Source organism: Methylomonas sp. LL1, assembly GCF_015711015.1.
GTDB lineage: Bacteria > Pseudomonadota > Gammaproteobacteria > Methylococcales > Methylomonadaceae > Methylomonas.
Map to the genome: position 1 here is coordinate 4,766,026 of NZ_CP064653.1, position 18,245 is coordinate 4,784,270.

Here is an 18,245-nt window from a genome sequence, read left to right on the forward strand (position 1 = left end):
TCAACATGCAGTCGACGTTAATGAATTGGACAATCAACGCCATCAACCCGCAAACCAACAGCTTTACGCCGCCGTTGGATATGCGTGACGCCATCTCCGGTATTCGGGCGCTTCCGCCCTTGCCCGGTAGTGCCGTGCGGATTATTAACCTGATTTCCGATCCCAAGGCTGACGCCGATAAATTAACCGCTATCATAGAATCCGACCCGCTGTTGGCTGCCCAAATCATCCGCTGGTCAACCTCCTCGCTGTACGGTTACCGCGGCCAAATCACCACGGTGCACGATGCGATTGTGCGCGTACTCGGCTTTAATTTTGTGCTGGATCTGGCTTTGGGACTGGCGGTGTTGGCGCCGTTGAAGGCGCCGAAGGAAGGTGTGGTCGGCACCCGGATGTTTTGGATACACGCCCTGGCCAGTACCCGTTTGATGGCTAAATTAAACGAAAAACTGCCCGAAGAGCAAAGGTTAGCATCGCAGGAGGTTTTTCTGACGGCTTTATTGCATAACATAGGCTTTCCCTTGCTTGGGCACCAGTTTCCCGACGAGTTTAAGCATTTGGACAATCTGATCAACGCCAATCCTAGTTTGTCGATCTATCATCTCGAAACCTTTGCCTTTGGCGTTAATCACGCGCAAATAGGCGCCTGGCTGATGAGCGCCTGGTCGATGCCGGCAGTCATTACCAATGTCGTTTATCACCACCACAATCCCTATTATCGGGGCGAGAATCACCCGTTAAATTTACTGACATTTCTGAACGATTATTTGTTGGGCCAAATCGGTATCGGTGATGCCGCCAATCAAAGTTGTTCCGATGAAGCCTGGGCGGCTCTTGGTTTGGATCAAGAAACAGGGCATCGGATTCTGGAAAACCTACAGACCGAGATCGAAGCGATTGCCGAGATGGCCGAAAGTCTGACTCATTAACAGCCTGTCGTCCGAGCATTTAGACCTGCCGACCGGTCTCAAGCTGGTTACGCTTTAGCCGAGTTGAATCCGCAAATTCCGAGACATCAATGCCCGACTCGTTTTGCCCTGCTTGTTTGTTGCCGGATACCGGTTTGTCCGCCTGTCCGCATTGCGGCTGGCAAGAGGGAAGGTCGCGGGTCGATGCGCTTTATCTGATTCCGGGAACCGTAGTCAATCCGCCCTATCAAGTGGCGAGGGTGCTGGGTCATGGCGGCTTCGGTATTACTTACCTGGGCTGGGACGCTAATTTACAAATCAAGGTGGCTATCAAGGAATATTTGCCACGCGAATTCGCCTATCGGGCTCCCGGCGGCGGACAGGTGATTGCCTATGACGGCGATGCACGTCCGCGGTTCGAATCGGGGTTGAATAGTTTCCTGGATGAGGCACGGGTATTGGCCAAATTTCAGCAGCATCCGGGCATAGTCTCCGTGTTGGCGTTTTTTCGCGCATTCGGTACCGGTTACATGGTGATGGAGTATGTGGAAGGCCAAACACTTAATCGTTATCTGCAACAGCATCTCGGGCGTTTGAATTGGAATCAAACCCTGGATATTTTCATGCAGATCATGGATGCGTTGCGCGCCGTGCATAAGGCCGGCATGCTGCATCGCGATATAGCGCCCGATAATATCTATTTGTGCGGCGATGGCCGGGTAAAGCTGTTGGATTTCGGTGCCGCCCAGGCTGGCTGGGATAGCTTGCAGCAAAGCCATGATGCGCGGATCGTGATGGTCAAACCCGGTTTCGCGCCGGAAGAACAATATCGCGACCCGCGCGAACAGGGGCCTTGGAGCGATGTCTATAGTGTCGCCGCCAGCATGTATTACTGCCTGACCGGGCAAGCACCGCCCGATGCATTGGAAAGGCTTGAGCAAGACCGGCTCAAGCCACCATCGGCCTACGGAGTAACAATTCCTGCGGCCGTCGAACAGGTTTTGTTGGATGCGCTGGCGGTTAGTTCCCTGCGGCGTCCGCAGACTATCGCATCCTTGCAGAATCAATTTTTAAGTTTACAAGCCAAACCGGCGCCGGCCATTAGGGAGCCTCGATCCGAGCCGCTTATATCTCGTCAGCCGCCCGACCGCTTGCAGCCGGTCGAGCAAGGCGCTTCTCTCCCGATTTTTCATTGGCGGCGTTGGTTGCTGATCGGGTTTGTGTTGGTTTGTTTGTGGTTGTTGGCTTATCGGCTGACAGTTAACAAACAAGCCGATAGTTTGCCCGAACCTTTGCCCGCTGATCACGCCGGTTCGAGTTTTGAAAAAACGGATGAGATGGACGAGGCCGGCGATAACGCCCATCAGCGAGAGTTGGAACGGCAGGCCGCCGAAGAATTGAAGCGACAGCAGGCCGCCGCGCTGCAACGTTTTGAAGAACGGCAACGGCAGCAAGCCGGTCCGCTCCCGGCGAATCCCAAACAACCCGATCCCAGACAGATGGAGCATTTGCGTAGCCTATGCGCCGAATGGGGCGCTACAATGGATTGTGAAAACGTCCGATGACGGCGGTATTCACCGCGTAATAATTGTCTGGCGTGTCCGATAGCTTTTAAACGATGTGCAGGGACCCATTAGCCATGTTTAGGACGGGTTTTGCATGCGTTCTGGCGATCAACTACTATTTCGCCACGCGCTCAATAATCAACAGGGGATAACCATGAAACTGATACGCTGTGAACGCGGCCACTATTACGACTCTCGGCAACATAGTAGCTGTCCCACCTGCGGCGTGCCCGGGCTGGATGTACAAAATACTCAAGCCAAACCGGCAGCTCCCGAGGCGGAGTCCATGGTGACGCAAGTGCGAGGACAGGGCGGCGTGCAGGCCGATGTCGGAGTGACGGTGGCGATGGTGCGCAAGAAAATCGGCATTGATCCGGTGGTCGGCTGGCTGGTGTGCATCGATGGCCCGGAAAAAGGCCGGGATTATAGGGTGCGTAGTGAACGCAACGGCATTGGCCGAGGTTCGGACATGGCGATTTGCATCAATGGTGATGAAGCCATATCACGCGAGAATCATGCCTATATTAGTTTCAATCCGCGTAAGGCCAGTTTTCGGATCGCTCCCGGCGACGGCCGAGGCATGATTTATCTGAATGGCGAGGAGGTCGATGTGCCGATGCCGTTACAGGCTTATGACCGTATCGAATTGGGCCAGACCCATCTGTTGTTCGTGCCCCTGTGCGGCGAAAAATTCAATTGGGAAACCCAGGGGGCTTGAGCCATGCGTCATGTTTGCCTATTGTTGCTTTTACTATGGACAGGATGGAGTCGCGCGGGGGAAACCGGCGATTTACGGCTGATCCAGGCCCAAGCCGATTTACCCGTCATCGCGTTGTGGTTGAATTTGCCGGCCGCCGCCCTGCTTGAGCCGGAGCAATTCAGTATCAGTGTTGGCGCCAATCCGGCCAAAGTGACAGCCATCGATACCTTTCGGCAAACCGGTGAAGGCGTGGCTTATATTTTTTTGGTGGATATATCCAAATCCATCAAAAGCCGGCAGTTCGAACAAATCAAAAGCGCGTTGCGCGGTTGGCTGGACGGCATGGGGGAGCAGGATAGAGGCGCGTTGATCAGTTTCGGCCGCGAGGTTAAACAACAACTGGATTTTACCGGCGACCGAGATGCGCTAAATAATGCCATAGACTCGTTGGCGGCCACCGACATGGAAACCGGTTTGTATCGAGGCTTACTGGAAGGAATCAGTCTGGGGCGCCGGCAGAATCAAGACTTACCGGCGCGTCGGGCTATCGTGGTGTTAAGCGACGGCATAGATGACAGCTTGAAAGGCGTGGCGGTGGACGAAGTTTTCAAACAAAGCCAGGAATACCGGGTGCCGATCTACAGCATCGGTTTTACTTCGCAGCCGTTCAGCGAGAGCAAGCGCGAGGGCTTGAGAGTATTGAGCCGATTGTCGCGCCAGTCGGGCGGGTATTTCGTCCAGGCCGAGTCGGCCCAACTCAATGATGCCTATCAACAACTGCAACAATCGATCACCCAAGCCTATCGTCTAAGGCTGGATTGCCCTGACTGTCGCGCTGATGGGCAGTTACATCGGATCAACGTAACCTGGAGCGATGGCCAACAGACGCTGAGTGATGGTTTTGACCTGCGTTTGTTGCCCAAATCAACCGTCGGCAAACCGCTGACGGCTGATGGCAAGATAACCGGCATGCCAGAGCAACTTCTGATTTTGGCCGTCGCGGCAATTGCCCTTATGGTCGGCATGCTGTTGATTTATCGGCAACGTCTGGCTCGGGCCAGGGCCGCCATCTTGGAGCCGATAATCGAACCCGGGGTGGTGGAAAAAAACGCGCAGCCCTCGAAGCAATTGACTGCCGGGTATGAGGTGCGGCTGACGGTCGTGGCCGGTATGCGCAAAGGCAAGACCTATGGTTTACGGATTGCCGAACGCGCCACGCTTGGCCGTGCCGCAAGCTGCGAATTAGTGCTGGACGACGATGTGGAAATCTCCGGTCAGCATGCCATGCTGCGGATCGCGGACGGCAAATTGAGCGTGCGCGATTTGAATTCCACCAACGGCACTCTGGTCAACGGCGTGCCGATTCATAACGACTATCCGTTACGCCGGGGTGACTTACTGTTGCTGGGGCGCACGGAACTGCGGATCGAATTGGCCGGGCCAGCTTGATGCGGGTGTTGCCGGGCAATGCCAGTTATATAGGCGATAGGCAACAACAACAGGATGCGTTCGCCCTGTCAGACTTTGCCGATGCCGATTTCATCGCCCATGGCGGTTATCTGGCGCTGGTGGCCGATGGTATCGGAGGGCTTCAATATGGGGCGGAGGCCGCGGGTATTGCCGCTAGCGGCTTTTTAACCGAATATTTGGCTAAATCATCCGAACAAACCGTCGATCAGGCGCTGGATCGGGCATTGGATGCCGCCAACCGGGCGGTTTTCGATGCCGCGCTACAGCGCGATTGCGCCGAGCAAATGGGCACTACCTTGGTTGCCGCGCTGATTCATCAAGACCGATTGTACTGGCGCTCGGTCGGAGACAGTCATTTGTACTTGTGCCGCGATGCGCGGCTGAGCCAACTCAATGCCGATCATAACTTCGCCAGACAACTGCAACGGCAAGTGGGCGAGGGCTTGATCAGCCAGGATGACGCGGATACGCATCCCGAACGCAAGGCCCTGGAGTTCTTCATTGGATTAGAACTCTTGCCAGAGGTCGAACGTAACCGGCAACCCTTGCCGTTACGGGCTGGCGACATATTGCTGCTGTGTTCCGACGGTATCGACGGCGTGCTGCCGGCGGAAGAGATGGTGGCTTGCCTGAACCAATCGCCGATGATAGCGGCCCAGCGCCTATGCGACGAAGTATTAGCCAGGCAGCAACCTAACCAGGATAACTTGACTGCGGTGGTGTTGGCCTATCAAGCCGATCAGCCTCAACCGAGGCAATTATCGGGTCGGGTAATGAATATCGGATGTTTGCGGATCGGTATTTTGTCGCTGGGACTGGTGCTAGCCTATTTGCTTATACGCCAATATCTGGCATAAGCATCCCAGCAGGCTAAAATTCAGCACCGGTAACATGAGTCTGTTTTATTTCAATATGATTCGCCGCCGTTGCGAATCGGGATCATCAAGTAATGACAAGCCAGCCGCCCAATCTTGAAAATGTTTGCATGACGCTCGATAAGACCACCGAATACATCGAGCTCGACAAACAAGAGCAAGCCAAGATTCTACAGTTTCAGCAGGATGTCTTGAAGTTGGTGGTGCTGGGTTATGATTGTGGCGAAGTATGCGAAAAGCTTTGCCTATTGGAAGAACAGTTATTACCCAACTCGGTGGCTTCGGTCATGTTGCTGGACGACACCGAACAATATTTAAACGTCTTTGTAGCGCCGAACATACCGCAAGAGGGGATTGCCCAACTCAACGGCTTGAGACCCGGCCCTTGTGCCGGTTCTTGTGGGAATGCCATTTATCGGCAAGAGCCGGTCTATGTCGAAAATGCCTTCACCGACCCTCGCTGGCAAGACATTCGCCATTTAGCTACCGACTTCAATATTTGCGCCTGCTGGTCGATGCCGATACGCGGTAAGGGCGGCCGAGTCATCGGTTCGTTTGCCTTGTCCAGTTTTGAACATCGACTGCCCGGCCCTTTTCACTGTAAGTTATTGGAAATCGGTAGTTTCATTATCGGCATTGTGCTGGAACAGCGAAAAACCAATCAGCAGCTGCATTTGTCCGGGAAGGTGTTCGAGCACAGTACCGAAGGCATCATGATCACCGACATTAACAATAAGATTGTTTCGGTGAACCGGGCCTTTACTCGCATTACAGGCTATCGGCGCGATGAGGTATTGGGCAAGAACCCTTCGTTGTTGTCATCGGAGCAGCATGATCCCGATTTCTATCGGCAAATGTGGCAACGCATCAAAGCCGCCGGACACTGGCAAGGCGAAATTTGGAACAAAACCCGTGACGGCTCGCTCTATCCACAGTGGTTGAGTATCACCGCCATTTTGGATGAGCAGCAGCGGGTGACGCATTATTTGGGGATTTTTTCCGACATCTCGGAAAAAAAGCAAACGGCCGAAATTATCTGGCGGCAAGCCAATTATGACCTGTTAACCGGCTTGCCGAACCGAAACCGGTTTTATGACCAGTTGGCGCGGGATATTAAAAAAGCCGGCCGTACTGGCCGGCGCATAGCCTTGATGTTTATCGATCTGGATCGCTTCAAGGAAGTCAACGATGCCATGGGACACAGCAGCGGCGATGCCTTGTTGAACGCCGCTGGAAAAAGATTGCTGAGTTGTGTCCGAGACACCGATTTGGTGGCCCGGTTGGGAGGCGATGAATTTACCTGTATTTTGAATGATATTGCCAACGCCGATGGAATCGAGCAAATTTCCGAGCAGATATTGCACAAGCTAACCGAGCCGTTCGATCTGGATGGCAAGCCGGCTTATGTTTCGGCCAGTATCGGGATTACGCTATATCCCGACGATGCGCTGACCGAAGACGCCCTATTGAAATGCGCGGATCAGGCCATGTACGCCGCCAAAAATCAAGGACGTAATCGTTGGTGTTTTTTCACGCCGGCGATGCAAGTTGCCGCTGAAAAGCGTTCCCGCACCGCCAGCGATTTACGCGTGGCGCTGGCCAACAAGCAATTTTATTTGCTCTATCAGCCGATAGTGGAACTCGCAAGCGGCAAGGTGCATAAGGCGGAGGCCTTGATACGTTGGCAACATCCCGAATATGGCATTATCAGTCCGGCCGAATTCATCCCGGTTGCCGAAGAAACCCGGATGATTTTGGATATCGGCAATTGGGTGTTCGAGCAGGCCGTCGGCCAGGTTGCGATTTGGCAGGCGACTTACGGTAGCGAGTTTCAAGTCAGCATCAATAAATCGCCGGTGCAGTTTTACAACGAAAGTAGCCAATGCTGGTCCGATAATCTGCGACGCTTGGGATTGTCCGGCCACAGCATCGTGGTTGAAATTACCGAAAGCTTATTGCTTGATGCCAGCGAGCAGGTTTCCCGGCAATTGCTGAGTTTTCGCGACGCCGGCATTCAGGTGGCGATTGACGATTTCGGCACCGGCTATTCGTCATTGGCCTATCTGAAAAAATTCGATATCGATTATCTGAAAATCGATCAGTCGTTTGTGCGTAATTTGAGCTCGGAATCCAGCGATTTAGTGCTTTGCGAAGCCATCATCACCATGGCTCACCGTTTGGGCATGAAAGTCATAGCCGAGGGGGTGGAAACGCAACAGCAATGTGATTTGTTGATGGAAACCGGTTGTGATTATGCCCAAGGCTACCTGTTTTCCAGGCCGTTAAGCGCCGAAGCGTTTGACGGCTTTATCACCGAACAAGGCAGGGCCAAATCGCTTGTCACCGGCTAACGCACGGGCGGACAATCACCGCCGTTCGCAGGCGGGTCTTGCCAAAACTGGCCATCCGCTCGAAATCGTTCCGCGCCACCGGGATAAACTGGCAATCCAGTTCGCTTTGCCGGTGTTCTTCGGGGTCGGAATCGTGCATGTACAGGCAATCGTCATCGAAACCACTCATCACCACCCAATGCGGGGCTTTTTTTCTATCCATCGAATAGGTACTGATCAGGACTAGCGGGATGGCGCCGTCATTGAACGCCGCGATCAGGTCGGCTTGGGTGATGTTGCTGTAATGTATGGGAATAGCCTGTTCCTCGGCCTCGCGTTTGAAATAAGTGTCCACCAGCTCGATCACCTGTTTTTTCTCATCGTTGCGCACGCTGTCGATAAATAACGGCCCGGTTTGATTGATCCAGACTTCGACCGAAAATTGCCGGCGTTTGGCCGCCAGCGCCAGACCCACCGGATGGCAGCCGCCATGGCCCGATGTCATGAATATGGTGGTGGCCTCGCGCCACAGATTGATTTCTTCGTCCAATGACGGCAGGTAGGCCGAATTCAACGCATGCATCGCCATCATCAAGGCCGCCGGGCCGCAGGTAAATGGCGTAGTTTGCCGCAGCCAGTGTACTTGCCGGTGTTGCGGCGTGTCGCGGTAACGGCGGATGCGTTTTTGGTAACGCAAGGCATCCTTGTGATCCTGATAATAATCCCGGTATAAACCAAACTTTTGAAACCCCAAGGCTTGATACAGATTGATGGCCGGCGTGTTATCGACCCCTACTTCCAGCCGCAAATACAGCCTGCCGTCATCGCGAGCCGCTTGCTCGCCGGCGATCATCAGCGCCTTGGCGATGCCCCGGCCACGTAGCACGGGAGCCACCGCCAGCGAATAAATCCGCGCTAACCGGGTGCCGGGGTGGTAAATGATCAAAATATAGCCGGCGATATTCTTATCGGCCTCGGCTACCAGCAATGCTCGGTGCTCGGTGGTCAGCCAGTGGCGGAAGCTGCGGCGGCTGAGTTTATCGGTATCGAAGCTGGCGTTTTCCAGCTTGACCAGCGCTTCCAGATCGTTAGGCTGGGCCGGGCGTATGGATAGATTCAAGACGAAACTCCCCGCAAACCTTGTGCAATCACCTGGCGGGCGCGGAATAGCACCATTTCTTGCCATGCGCTATCATTCGGACAAAAGTGCCGGCGCATCAGTTTGGCGTGAGCCATGCGTTCGGCGGTGTTATCGGTTTGCGCCCATAACTGGTGATCGCGCAGCAGGGTTTCGAATAGACAGTCGGTGCTGTAGGTGCCGAATTCCAAGGTGATGTAGCAGCTGTTTTTGTCCATGATCGCATGCCAGGCATAATCCAGTAGTCCCAGTTTCGGAACCGAACTGGAAGTACCGGCCAGGGGCAGGGTGGTGGCATCGCCATACCATTGCTTGGCGACCATTGCGCCATCGCTGTCCGGGGCGTGATCGCAAATGATTTCGCCGTAGCCATAGGAGCCCAGTCCGGTATGCAGATCGATTAGCGCCAGCCGGCGCTGGGAGAGGGAATGGTGGCGGATTATGTCTTCGCAAACCAAGCGGCCATGTGCCGGTGCTCGTCCGCCGTAAAACGGGCCGGCGGGATCGAGATATTGGCCGCCGCTGATGGCTTTTTCCAGCGCAACTCGGCCGTATTCGCGTTCGTAGTCGGCAAAGGCCTGTCGCCTTTGGTTGCTGTCGGTTTCGAACATCGCCCAGCGTAGCCGATCGTAATCCGGGTTATCGGGCAAGGGCCTTGAAAAGTCCACCGCGTTGCGGTTCAGATCAACGCCGTCGGCATCGCAGCGCCGTAGCCAGGCATAGCCCCAGGGAGTCAAGGCGTGAACCAGCAATAGCGCGCTGTTGGTAGGGATAACAAACTTGCCGCAAGCCAGCAGCTGCAGCAGATCGGATTGAATCGCGCTGCCGGTAAGGCCTTCGACCCCATGGGTGCCGGCCAGCAGCACCATGACGTTTTCGGCCTCGTCGTTACCGATCCAGGCCGTATCGGTAAACAAAGCTTCGTTGTCGGGGCCATGGCCCGCGCAAGGGTATGGCCGTTGCCGCTGCGAAAGCCTAGCGACGGCATCCAACCATTGCTGGCGCCCATGGCTATAATCGACCGGAAACACGCCGGTATCAATGTCGGTATAAGTCAAACGGATGGACATCAAGCTTTACCTGTCGGTTTTTTTGCGTAGCATAGCAATCGGCGGCATATTGCGTCTTGTTTTAAAACCGCTCCGGTTTCAGAATGCCACCAATTTCTTTTTTCGGATCTATTCATGGCCAACACATTGCTGGTTGTCGACGAACTTGCTGACTGGAGTCCTTATTACCCCAGCGATCAGGTAATGACCTTCGAAACCTATCTGGCTACCGAGCAAGGCGATGCCGATCAGCGAGTACGGGTGATCAATCTGTGCGGTAGTTACGCCTATCTGTCCGATGGCTATTACTGTTCCCTGTTGGCCGAGGCCCGCAATCATCACGTGATTCCGTCGGTCAAGGTCATCAACGATTTGGGCAAAAACGCATTGTATCGCTTGCAGCTGGACGATTTGAGTCAAGCCCTGGCTCGTGCCTTCAAGCATCGAAACCAAAACGGCGAATTTACCCTGTATAGCTATTTCGGCACCAGCCCCGAGCCGGAATTTCAGGAGTTGACCCGCTTGCTGTTCGAGCGCTTCCCGTGTCCGATTCTGCAAATCACCTTGCGCGGCCAGCAGCAGTGGGAAATTAGCGATTTGACCGCCATATCCCCGCGCCATTTGGACGATACCATGCAAACCTTGTTTGCCGAAGCGCTGGACAAGTTCAGCAAGAAAGTCTGGCGCAAGGGGCGGCCCCGTAAAGCGGCGCGTTACGATTTGGCGATTTTGATCAATCCTGAGGAAAAGCTGCCGCCCAGCAACCGTTCGGCCTTGAAGAAGTTTATTCGTACCGGCCGGCAATTAGGCATAGACGTCGAACTGATCACGCAAAAACATTATGGCCGGCTGCCGGAATTCGACGGCCTGTTCATCCGCGAAACCACCGCCATCGATCATCCGACCTACCGTTTCGCCAAAAAAGCCGAGGCCGAGGGTTTGGTGGTGATCGACGACCCGACTTCTATTCTGCGCTGCGCCAACAAAGTCTATCTGGCCGACATGTTTCGCACCCATAAGGTGCCGTCGCCGAAAACCTGGATCCTACACCGGGGCAATGCAGCCCATCTGGACAAGCTGGAAGCGACCGCCGGTTTCCCGGTAGTGATAAAGATTCCGGACGGTTCCTTCTCCAGGGGCATCGTCAAGGTCAACAACCGGCGGGAGCTGGAACAAAAAGTCGCTGAATTGTTCGAACAATCGGCGCTACTGCTGGCGCAGGAGTTTTTGTATACCGATTTCGACTGGCGCATCGGCGTATTCAACCATAAGGCCTTGTATGCCTGCCGCTATTTCATGGTGAAAAATCACTGGCAAATCTATCGGCACGGCGCCAACCGCACCGACAGCGGAAATTTCGCCACGATGCCGACTTTTGAAGTGCCCAAGGCGGTGCTGGATGCTGCCTTGAGAGCTACGCAGCCGATAGGTAACGGCCTTTACGGAGTCGATGTCAAGGAAATCGACGGCAAGGGTTACGTGATCGAAGTCAATGACAATCCGAACATCGACAGCGGTATCGAGGACAAATACCTGGGCGACGAATTGTACCGGCTGATCATGAGTGAATTCCTGCGGCGGATGGACAATCGCAGCAAGGGGCTGGAATAAAGGTCCGATCCATGGGGACGGGTTGTTTAGCGTCAATGATGTTATAACTGAGCCGAAGATGTAATCGGCATCTGCTTTATTGCAAATCGGGGGGGAGATTAATGACCAGCAGCATCGAAATCAGCGAAACCGTCCGCCATTACTATGGCGAAGTCCTGCAATCCAGCAACGATCTGAAAACCAGTGCCTGTTGCAGCATCGAGGCGATGCCGGGTTACTTAAGGGCCTTGCTGTCCGGTTTGCACCCGGAAGTGCTGGAGCGCTTCTACGGTTGCGGCTCGCCGCTGCCGCCGGCCCTGGAAGGCAAAACCGTGCTGGATCTGGGGTGCGGCACCGGTCGCGACTGTTATTTGTTGTCGCGCTTGGTCGGCCCGAATGGAAGAGTGCTCGGGGTAGACATGACGCCGGAACAACTGGAAGTGGCGGTACGCCACCGCGAATGGCATGCCGAACGTTTCGGCTACGCCAATGTCGATTTTCTGCATGGCCATATCGAAAATCTGGCCACGGTCGGCATCGCGGACAACAGCATCGATGTGGTGGTGTCCAATTGCGTGATCAACCTGTCGCCGGAAAAACCCAGAGTGCTGGCGGAAATCTTCCGAGTGCTGAAGCCGGGCGGTGAGCTATATTTTTCCGACGTATTCGCCGATCGCCGGATTCCGGGTGGACTACGGCATGACCCGGTGTTGCTGGGGGAATGCCTGGGCGGAGCCTTGTATTGGGAAGACTTCCGGCGCATTTTACAGGCGCTGGGTTGCCCGGACGTGCGGGCGGTCAAGCAAAATGCCATTAGCCTGGACGATCCGGAAGTGGTAGCCAAGATCGGCATGGTCAAGTTCAAATCGGTGACGGTGCGCGCCTTCAAGATGGCGTTGGAAGACCGCTGCGAGGATTACGGCCAGGTGGCCTGCTATCTAGGCACGATAGCGGAGCATCCGCATGTCTTCGATCTGGACGACCATCATCATTTCGAAACCGGCCGGCCCTTAAGAGTCTGCGGCAACACCGCCGACATGCTCGCCGCCAGTCGCTACGCCGAGCATTTTCAGGTTTTGGGCGACAAGTCCCGCCATTTCGGTTTGTTCGACTGTACGCCGGGTCCGCAAGGCGAATCGGCGGCGGCTGGTGGCGCGTGTTGTTGAGTTACGCGCCAGCGTTCCCTGGCAATTCAAGCTACGCTTGACCTTATCAAAGCCCCGGAATAGCAATGCGTACACACCTCGAATTTACCTCGTCCGATTTCCCCGCCTATCCCGGCGAGGAGCAAGAGATTAATCCTGGCCGCTTCGGTAAACGGTTGGCGGAGTTTCTCGCCCAAAAACTGCCCGAACATGGCTTTTCCGTTTCGTCTATTGGAACCGAGGATTGGGGAGTGATGGTGGAGTTGGAAAATGACGCGTTTCCATTGTGGATCGGCTGTGGAAATTACGAGGCATTTGAAAATGGATTTCTGTGTTTCATCGAGCCTTCCGTTCCTATTGTCCGCAAGTGGTTCAAAAAAATCGAAACCGGTTCGACTGTTGAAAAACTGGCCACCGCAATAGATGCGATCCTGATCGCTAGCGGCAAGGTTTCCAGTCCGCGCTGGTGGCCTGAAAACGAAGTCAAACCCTGACAAATCTAGCTCGCTGGAGTTTTTCAACTGGCGCCTACAACGAGCCGAGTCATTTCACTCGCGCCCTATCATTGAATAAATTCAATGCTTTCTTTGTTTTCTTTTCAGTGCTTGTTTGATTTTCTCGATATTTTCAACGCCAAGGCCTGATCTACCACAGGTGTTGCCGAATAAAGCGGCTTGACCGTCCGGCGTTATTTTGCTGACTGCGAAAACGTACTCATCGCCCTCGGCAAATAGGCTAATGTTCGGTCTTTGATGAACAAAGTCATACTGGAATTGCAAATTTGTTGCCGATGTGTTTCCCTTCAGGATTTCCATTACATCGATGTTGAATTGGTGTTTACAAATATCGGGGCCGCACTGCGCGGAAACAAGATCGGCTTTATTGGATTGAGTAACCTTGCCATGAATGATGAAAGGGATCTTGTCGATTGATTTAAGGAAATCAAACGGTACGCACCTTGCCATGGCCGTGCCGGGAATTAAACAGACTAACAGGGATAACGTTAAAAGTCGCATGTCTTTGCCCCCGAATACTGAAACCAATGATGCGAGCTTTAACCGGAAAGGCCCGGTGTGTAGGGACTGTGTGGGTCGTCAACTCCGGTACGAAATTCCGTAAGCGTCCCCAATCCACAATGGGGAAGCGCGTCTTCGGCGGCCGTGCTTGCGCCGCCAGGTGCGCCATTACAATGCGCGAGTTCATGTATCAAAGTCGCCAGCACGGTCCATCGGCCGATCCTGAACGCACTGGGTCCGATAGCGCATTCCGTGGCAAAACCGGCGGCCCCCGGCGTTACGCCGAAGTCGTTAAGCGTGGCATGAAAATTGACCCAGATGTTGCTGTCGGCAAGTAATGCCGTGAGGGAGCGGGAGCCGGCGGTGATATTGCGAAAGTAGACGTCGGCCGAAGGTATATTCTTGGCGATCCATATCGCGCGTTGACGTGCCCATCTCATCGTATCGCGACGGGAGTTTGGAAACGCGATGAATCCTGCATGCGGGCTGACGTGATCCCCGATGTTGATTTGGATAGTCATATTACCTTCTCATTCAAATAGGTAGGACCGATTGATTATAGAAAGAATGGCTTTTTAAACAAGTTAAAAAATGAATTAAGGGTCAATCATCACTGGATACTGTTTCGATAAGGTTTCTTGAACGGATTGTTTCGATCTGGCTTATTCAGCTTAATGACATTACTATGCGCCACCGTGGTGTTTCCTGTTGGTGATTGTTCCGGGCAAATCCGAACCAACCGGCCACGCCTTACCATCAAGTCATACAGGAAACGTGCATGGCGCCTGGTGATGACTGGAACCCAAAAACACTTAGTTAAGGAGCGCCGATCATGGCTTTAGTGTCATTACGACAACTTTTGGATTATGCGGCGGAGCAGGGCTTTGCCGTTCCCGCATTCAATATCAGTAACATGGAGCAAGTTCAAGCCATCATGCGAGCGGCTGATGCCTGCAATAGCCCGGTGATTATGCAAGGCTCGGCCGGCGCCAATCGTTATGCGGGCGAGGTATTTTTACGCCATTTGATTCTGGCGGCCGTCGAACAATATCCGCATATCCCGGTTGTAATGCATCGGGATCATGCGCCCACCCCCGACATCTGCGCGCAGGCCATTCAATCGGGTTTCAGCTCGGTGATGATGGACGGCTCGTTGCTGGAAGACATGAAAACGCCGGCTTCTTTTGAATACAACGTGGACGTGACTCGCGCCGTGGTCAGGATGGCGCATGCTTGCGGCGTATCGGTGGAAGGTGAAATCGGTTGTTTGGGGGCATTGGAAACCCAGCAAGATCATAGTCAATTGCTGACCGATCCCGATGAAGCGGTCGAATTTGTCAAACAAACCCAAATCGATGCGCTGGCTGTTGCCATCGGCACCAGTCATGGTGCGTACAAGTTCAGCAAGCCGCCTACCGGCGAGGTTTTGGTGATCAGCCGCTTAAAAAGCTTGCAACAACGCTTGTCGAATACCCATTTTGTCATGCACGGTTCCAGTTCGGTGCCTCAGGATTGGCTGAAAGTCATCAACGAATACGGTGGCGAAATTCCGCAAACTTACGGCGTGCCGGTTGAGGAAATTGTCGAAGGGATTAAATACGGCGTCCGCAAAGTCAATATCGATACCGACTTACGCATGGCTTCCACCGGTGCCATGCGCCGATGATGTGTCAACACTTTTCCGGACACACAGCTAAGCAGCTTTAAGCTGCACTTCGTAGTCAACGGGCGACAGGTAGCCATGGGCGGAATGAAGTCGCTCGCGGTTATAAAACACTTCGATATATTCGAATACGGCCTGCCTGGCCTCGGATCGGGTTCGATAGGTCTGGTGATGTATCAACTCGGTTTTCAGGGTATGAAAGAAACTTTCCGAGACGGCATTATCCCAGCAGTTTCCCTTACGACTCATGCTTTGCCGGATGCCGTGTTGCGTTAATAAGGCTCGATGGCTGTCCGATGCATATTGGCTGCCGCGATCGGTATGCCATAGCAAGCCTTTCTCGGGCTTGCGCTTCCAAACCGCCATCAGTAGCGCATCGTTCACCAGTTTGGTCCGCATATGTTCGGCCATAGACCAGCCCACGACTTGCCGGGAATAGAGATCAATCACCACGGCCAGATACAGCCAGCCCTCCTGCGTATGGATATAGGTGATGTCGCCGGCATAGACTTGATTGGGCTTTTCCACGGCAAATTGCCGATCCAGGTGATTGGACGCAACCGGTTGATGATGCTTCGAATTCGTCGTGGCTTTGAATTTGCGCTTGGTTTTACAGGCCAACCCCGCTTCCCGCATCAAACGACCGATACGGCGGCGGCTGACGGTTCGGTTCTGAGCGGATAAGGCGGCTTTGAGACGGCGCGTACCGTAGGTTGCCCGGCTTTTGCCAAAGGTGCTTTGGATCATCTCGGATAGGGCGGCATCGTCTTGTTCGCCCGCAGAGGGGCCTTGCTTCAGCCAGTCGTAGTAGGCGCTTCGGGATACCCTCATGAACCGGCACAGGGTATCTACCGCAAAGTCCTCTGCATGCTGCTTGATCCAGGCGTACTTCATCTTTGTTCCTTGGCGAAGTACGCCGCTGCCTTTTTTAGTAAATCGCGCTCCTCGGTCAATCGGGCCACTTCCTTCTTAAGGCGCTTGAGTTCATCGTACAGATGTTCATCGGTACGGACCGCTTTATTGCTGTCTTTGGGGCGACTGTATTTTCCTATCCAGGTATGCAAGGTATTGACGTTAATGCCAAGATCCTGGGCTACCTGGCTGATCGGTTTATCGGATTCATTCGCCAACTTGACGGCTGAGGCTCTGAATTCGGCTGTATAGGTATTGGGTTTTTCTTGGCTCATTTTGGATTCACGCTTTTTCAGGTTATTTTAAAAAGTGTGTCCGGTTTAGTGTAGCCACATCACCTGTTCCCGCTGCCATTTGGCTGTTCAGTTCCGGTGTGCTTGGTTTGACAGGGTTGGCTTCGTTGAGACGTAAATCTCGTCAACATTAATTGTGAGGATGCAAGGAGAAATCGGGGTCAGGTCTTTCAATCAAGCATGCATGGCTAACTTGGAAGGCAGTTACTTATTCAATTGCTGTCACTCAAAATCATAGACAGCAGTCCGGTTTTGGCCGAAACTTGCCGTGTCCTACAGTTACAAGTGTCCACTGAAATTTTTCACTATTTCCGGCAGAAAATCCGGTTTATTTCAAAAATTACGTCAAAACCAGCCTTGATAGTAACACAAAAAACGAAATAGCCTTTATAAATCAATCGTTCAGTTTTTATTAATTGTGTCATCCGACATCAGCGCATAAGCCTGACATACGATGGCGACGTCGGCCTGGTGATGGAACTGCAAATCTATGTTATTGAACGGCACTCAATCGAACCAATGCGCATGTTTGATGTGCAGATTGACGTGCTCGCCTTTCTGTAATTCCAACTCCTGAAACTGGGCGTTGGGCATTTCGGCGTAGATGATGTTGGGCGAACCTTCGTTGTCGAGGCGCTGTAGTTCTAGGCGGATGGTGCTTCCCAGATGCTGCCAATCGCTGAGTACGATACCGGATTTGTTCTGGTCGCGGGCTTTTTCCACCGCGATATTGTGCGGGCGCACATGAGCGATGATGCCTTGCGGATCGTCGATAATGATGCCGGCGCTTTTCAGCCAGTGGGCGTCATCGTGTTGCAGATGAAACACGTTGGTTTGGCCGATGAATTGCGAGACGAAGTCATTCTTGGGCTGATCGTAAATCTCGCTGGGCGTGCCTTTTTGTTCGATCTTGCCGTGATTGAGCACCACGATCTGGCTGGCCACCTCCATCGCTTCCTCCTGGTCGTGGGTGACGAAAATACTGGTGACATTCAGCTCGTGATGCAAATGTCGCAACCATTGGCGTAAGTCCTTGCGCACGCTGGCATCCAGCGCGCCGAAGGGTTCGTCCAGCAGCAGCACAGACGGTTCGACCGCCAAAGCGCGCGCCAGGGCAATACGCTGGCGCTGGCCGCCGGACAGTTGATCCGGAAAACGGTCGTGCAGCCAGTCCAGTTGCACCAGTTGCAACAAGGAATGGACCTTGTCCCGGATCAAGGCTTCGCTGGGACGCTGCTTGCGCGGTTTGACTCGCAGGCCGAAGGCGATGTTGTCGAACACGGTCATGTGCCGAAACAAGGCATAGTGCTGAAACACGAAGCCGATCTGGCGGTTTTTCACCGGTTGTTCGGTGACATTGTCGCCCTTCAGGTAAACCTCGCCCCGGTCGGCTTGTTCCAGGCCGGCAATGATGCGCAACAAGGTGGTTTTGCCGCAACCGGATGGTCCGAGTAGGGCCACCAATTCGCCTTCGGGAATTTCGAGGTTGATATTGTCCAACGCTTTAAAGGCGCCGAATTGTTTACTGATATTTTGTAAAGTAATGCTCATGCTATGTCTCGTAAAATGCGTGCTCTGATCATCATTCGGT

At 53.7% G+C, this 18,245-nt stretch carries 17 protein-coding genes; 10 read left to right on the forward strand and 7 right to left on the reverse strand.

The window, feature by feature from the left end:
* The first annotated feature begins 20 nt into the window (after positions 1-20).
* The 6 genes from IVG45_RS22330 (at position 21) to IVG45_RS22355 (ending at position 7,869) form a co-directional block, all read left to right on the forward strand.
* A complete protein-coding gene (locus IVG45_RS22330) occupies positions 21-929 on the forward strand; it encodes an HDOD domain-containing protein (protein WP_230874695.1) in 909 nt (302 codons plus the stop codon).
* 89 nt (positions 930-1,018) lie between these two features.
* Positions 1,019-2,473: a serine/threonine protein kinase gene (locus IVG45_RS22335; protein ID WP_196435942.1), complete on the forward strand. Its 1,455-nt coding sequence runs from the start codon at positions 1,019-1,021 to the stop codon at positions 2,471-2,473.
* 154 nt (positions 2,474-2,627) lie between these two features.
* Positions 2,628-3,191: an FHA domain-containing protein gene (locus tag IVG45_RS22340; RefSeq protein ID WP_196435943.1), complete on the forward strand. Its 564-nt coding sequence runs from the start codon at positions 2,628-2,630 to the stop codon at positions 3,189-3,191.
* 3 nt (positions 3,192-3,194) lie between these two features.
* Complete coding sequence (locus IVG45_RS22345; RefSeq protein WP_196435944.1) at positions 3,195-4,622, forward strand: FHA domain-containing protein; 1,428 nt, start codon at positions 3,195-3,197, stop codon at positions 4,620-4,622.
* The gene (locus IVG45_RS22350) at positions 4,622-5,500 is read left to right on the forward strand and encodes a PP2C family protein-serine/threonine phosphatase (RefSeq protein WP_196435945.1); all 879 of its coding nucleotides are present in this window, start codon (positions 4,622-4,624) and stop codon (positions 5,498-5,500) included. Before IVG45_RS22345 ends, IVG45_RS22350 begins: the two co-directional genes overlap by 1 nt.
* A 128-nt stretch (positions 5,501-5,628) precedes the next feature.
* The gene (locus IVG45_RS22355; protein WP_196435946.1) at positions 5,629-7,869 is read left to right on the forward strand and encodes a sensor domain-containing phosphodiesterase; all 2,241 of its coding nucleotides are present in this window, start codon (positions 5,629-5,631) and stop codon (positions 7,867-7,869) included.
* Here the strand turns inward: IVG45_RS22355 and IVG45_RS22360 are convergent.
* Positions 7,859-8,968: a GNAT family N-acetyltransferase/peptidase C39 family protein gene (locus tag IVG45_RS22360; RefSeq protein ID WP_230874696.1), complete on the reverse strand. Its 1,110-nt coding sequence runs from the start codon at positions 8,966-8,968 to the stop codon at positions 7,859-7,861. The two genes, IVG45_RS22355 and IVG45_RS22360, sit on opposite strands and share 11 nt — an antisense overlap.
* Positions 8,965-10,056 carry a DUF2817 domain-containing protein gene (locus IVG45_RS22365; RefSeq protein WP_196435948.1) on the reverse strand — a complete coding sequence of 364 codons (1,092 nt, stop codon included), beginning with the start codon at positions 10,054-10,056 and terminating at the stop codon, positions 8,965-8,967. Before IVG45_RS22365 ends, IVG45_RS22360 begins: the two co-directional genes overlap by 4 nt.
* A 114-nt stretch (positions 10,057-10,170) precedes the next feature.
* Between IVG45_RS22365 and IVG45_RS22370 the strand changes: the two genes are divergently transcribed.
* From IVG45_RS22370 to IVG45_RS22380, 3 genes are all read left to right on the forward strand, one after another.
* Positions 10,171-11,646, forward strand: a complete 1,476-nt coding sequence (locus tag IVG45_RS22370; protein ID WP_196435949.1) for a RimK family protein — start codon at positions 10,171-10,173, stop codon at positions 11,644-11,646.
* Positions 11,647-11,747: 101 nt separating this feature from the next.
* Positions 11,748-12,791 (forward strand): methyltransferase domain-containing protein, encoded by a 1,044-nt coding sequence (locus IVG45_RS22375; RefSeq protein WP_196435950.1) that lies wholly within the window; start codon positions 11,748-11,750, stop codon positions 12,789-12,791.
* Between the two features lie 65 nt (positions 12,792-12,856).
* Positions 12,857-13,264 carry a hypothetical protein gene (locus tag IVG45_RS22380; protein ID WP_196435951.1) on the forward strand — a complete coding sequence of 136 codons (408 nt, stop codon included), beginning with the start codon at positions 12,857-12,859 and terminating at the stop codon, positions 13,262-13,264.
* Between the two features lie 81 nt (positions 13,265-13,345).
* Here the strand turns inward: IVG45_RS22380 and IVG45_RS22385 are convergent, their stop codons facing one another.
* Complete coding sequence (locus IVG45_RS22385; protein WP_196435952.1) at positions 13,346-13,786, reverse strand: hypothetical protein; 441 nt, start codon at positions 13,784-13,786, stop codon at positions 13,346-13,348.
* 38 nt (positions 13,787-13,824) lie between these two features.
* Positions 13,825-14,226 (reverse strand): hypothetical protein, encoded by a 402-nt coding sequence (locus tag IVG45_RS22390; protein WP_196435953.1) that lies wholly within the window; start codon positions 14,224-14,226, stop codon positions 13,825-13,827.
* A 392-nt stretch (positions 14,227-14,618) separates the two neighbouring features.
* Here IVG45_RS22390 and IVG45_RS22395 point away from each other — a divergent pair, with 392 nt between their 5' ends.
* The gene (locus tag IVG45_RS22395) at positions 14,619-15,452 is read left to right on the forward strand and encodes a ketose-bisphosphate aldolase (protein WP_442923350.1); all 834 of its coding nucleotides are present in this window, start codon (positions 14,619-14,621) and stop codon (positions 15,450-15,452) included.
* A 27-nt stretch (positions 15,453-15,479) separates the two neighbouring features.
* Here the strand turns inward: IVG45_RS22395 and IVG45_RS22400 are convergent, their stop codons facing one another.
* From IVG45_RS22400 to IVG45_RS22410, 3 genes are all read right to left on the reverse strand, one after another.
* Positions 15,480-16,343, reverse strand: coding sequence for an IS3 family transposase (locus IVG45_RS22400; RefSeq protein ID WP_196438121.1), 864 nt, complete (start codon positions 16,341-16,343; stop codon positions 15,480-15,482).
* Positions 16,340-16,636: a transposase gene (locus IVG45_RS22405; protein WP_196433868.1), complete on the reverse strand. Its 297-nt coding sequence runs from the start codon at positions 16,634-16,636 to the stop codon at positions 16,340-16,342. The genes IVG45_RS22400 and IVG45_RS22405 overlap by 4 nt, the downstream gene beginning before the upstream one ends.
* 525 nt (positions 16,637-17,161) lie before the next feature.
* Entirely contained in the window at positions 17,162-18,205 is a 1,044-nt protein-coding gene (locus IVG45_RS22410; protein WP_196435954.1) for a sulfate/molybdate ABC transporter ATP-binding protein, read from the reverse strand.
* Between the last annotated feature and the right edge of the window lie 40 nt (positions 18,206-18,245).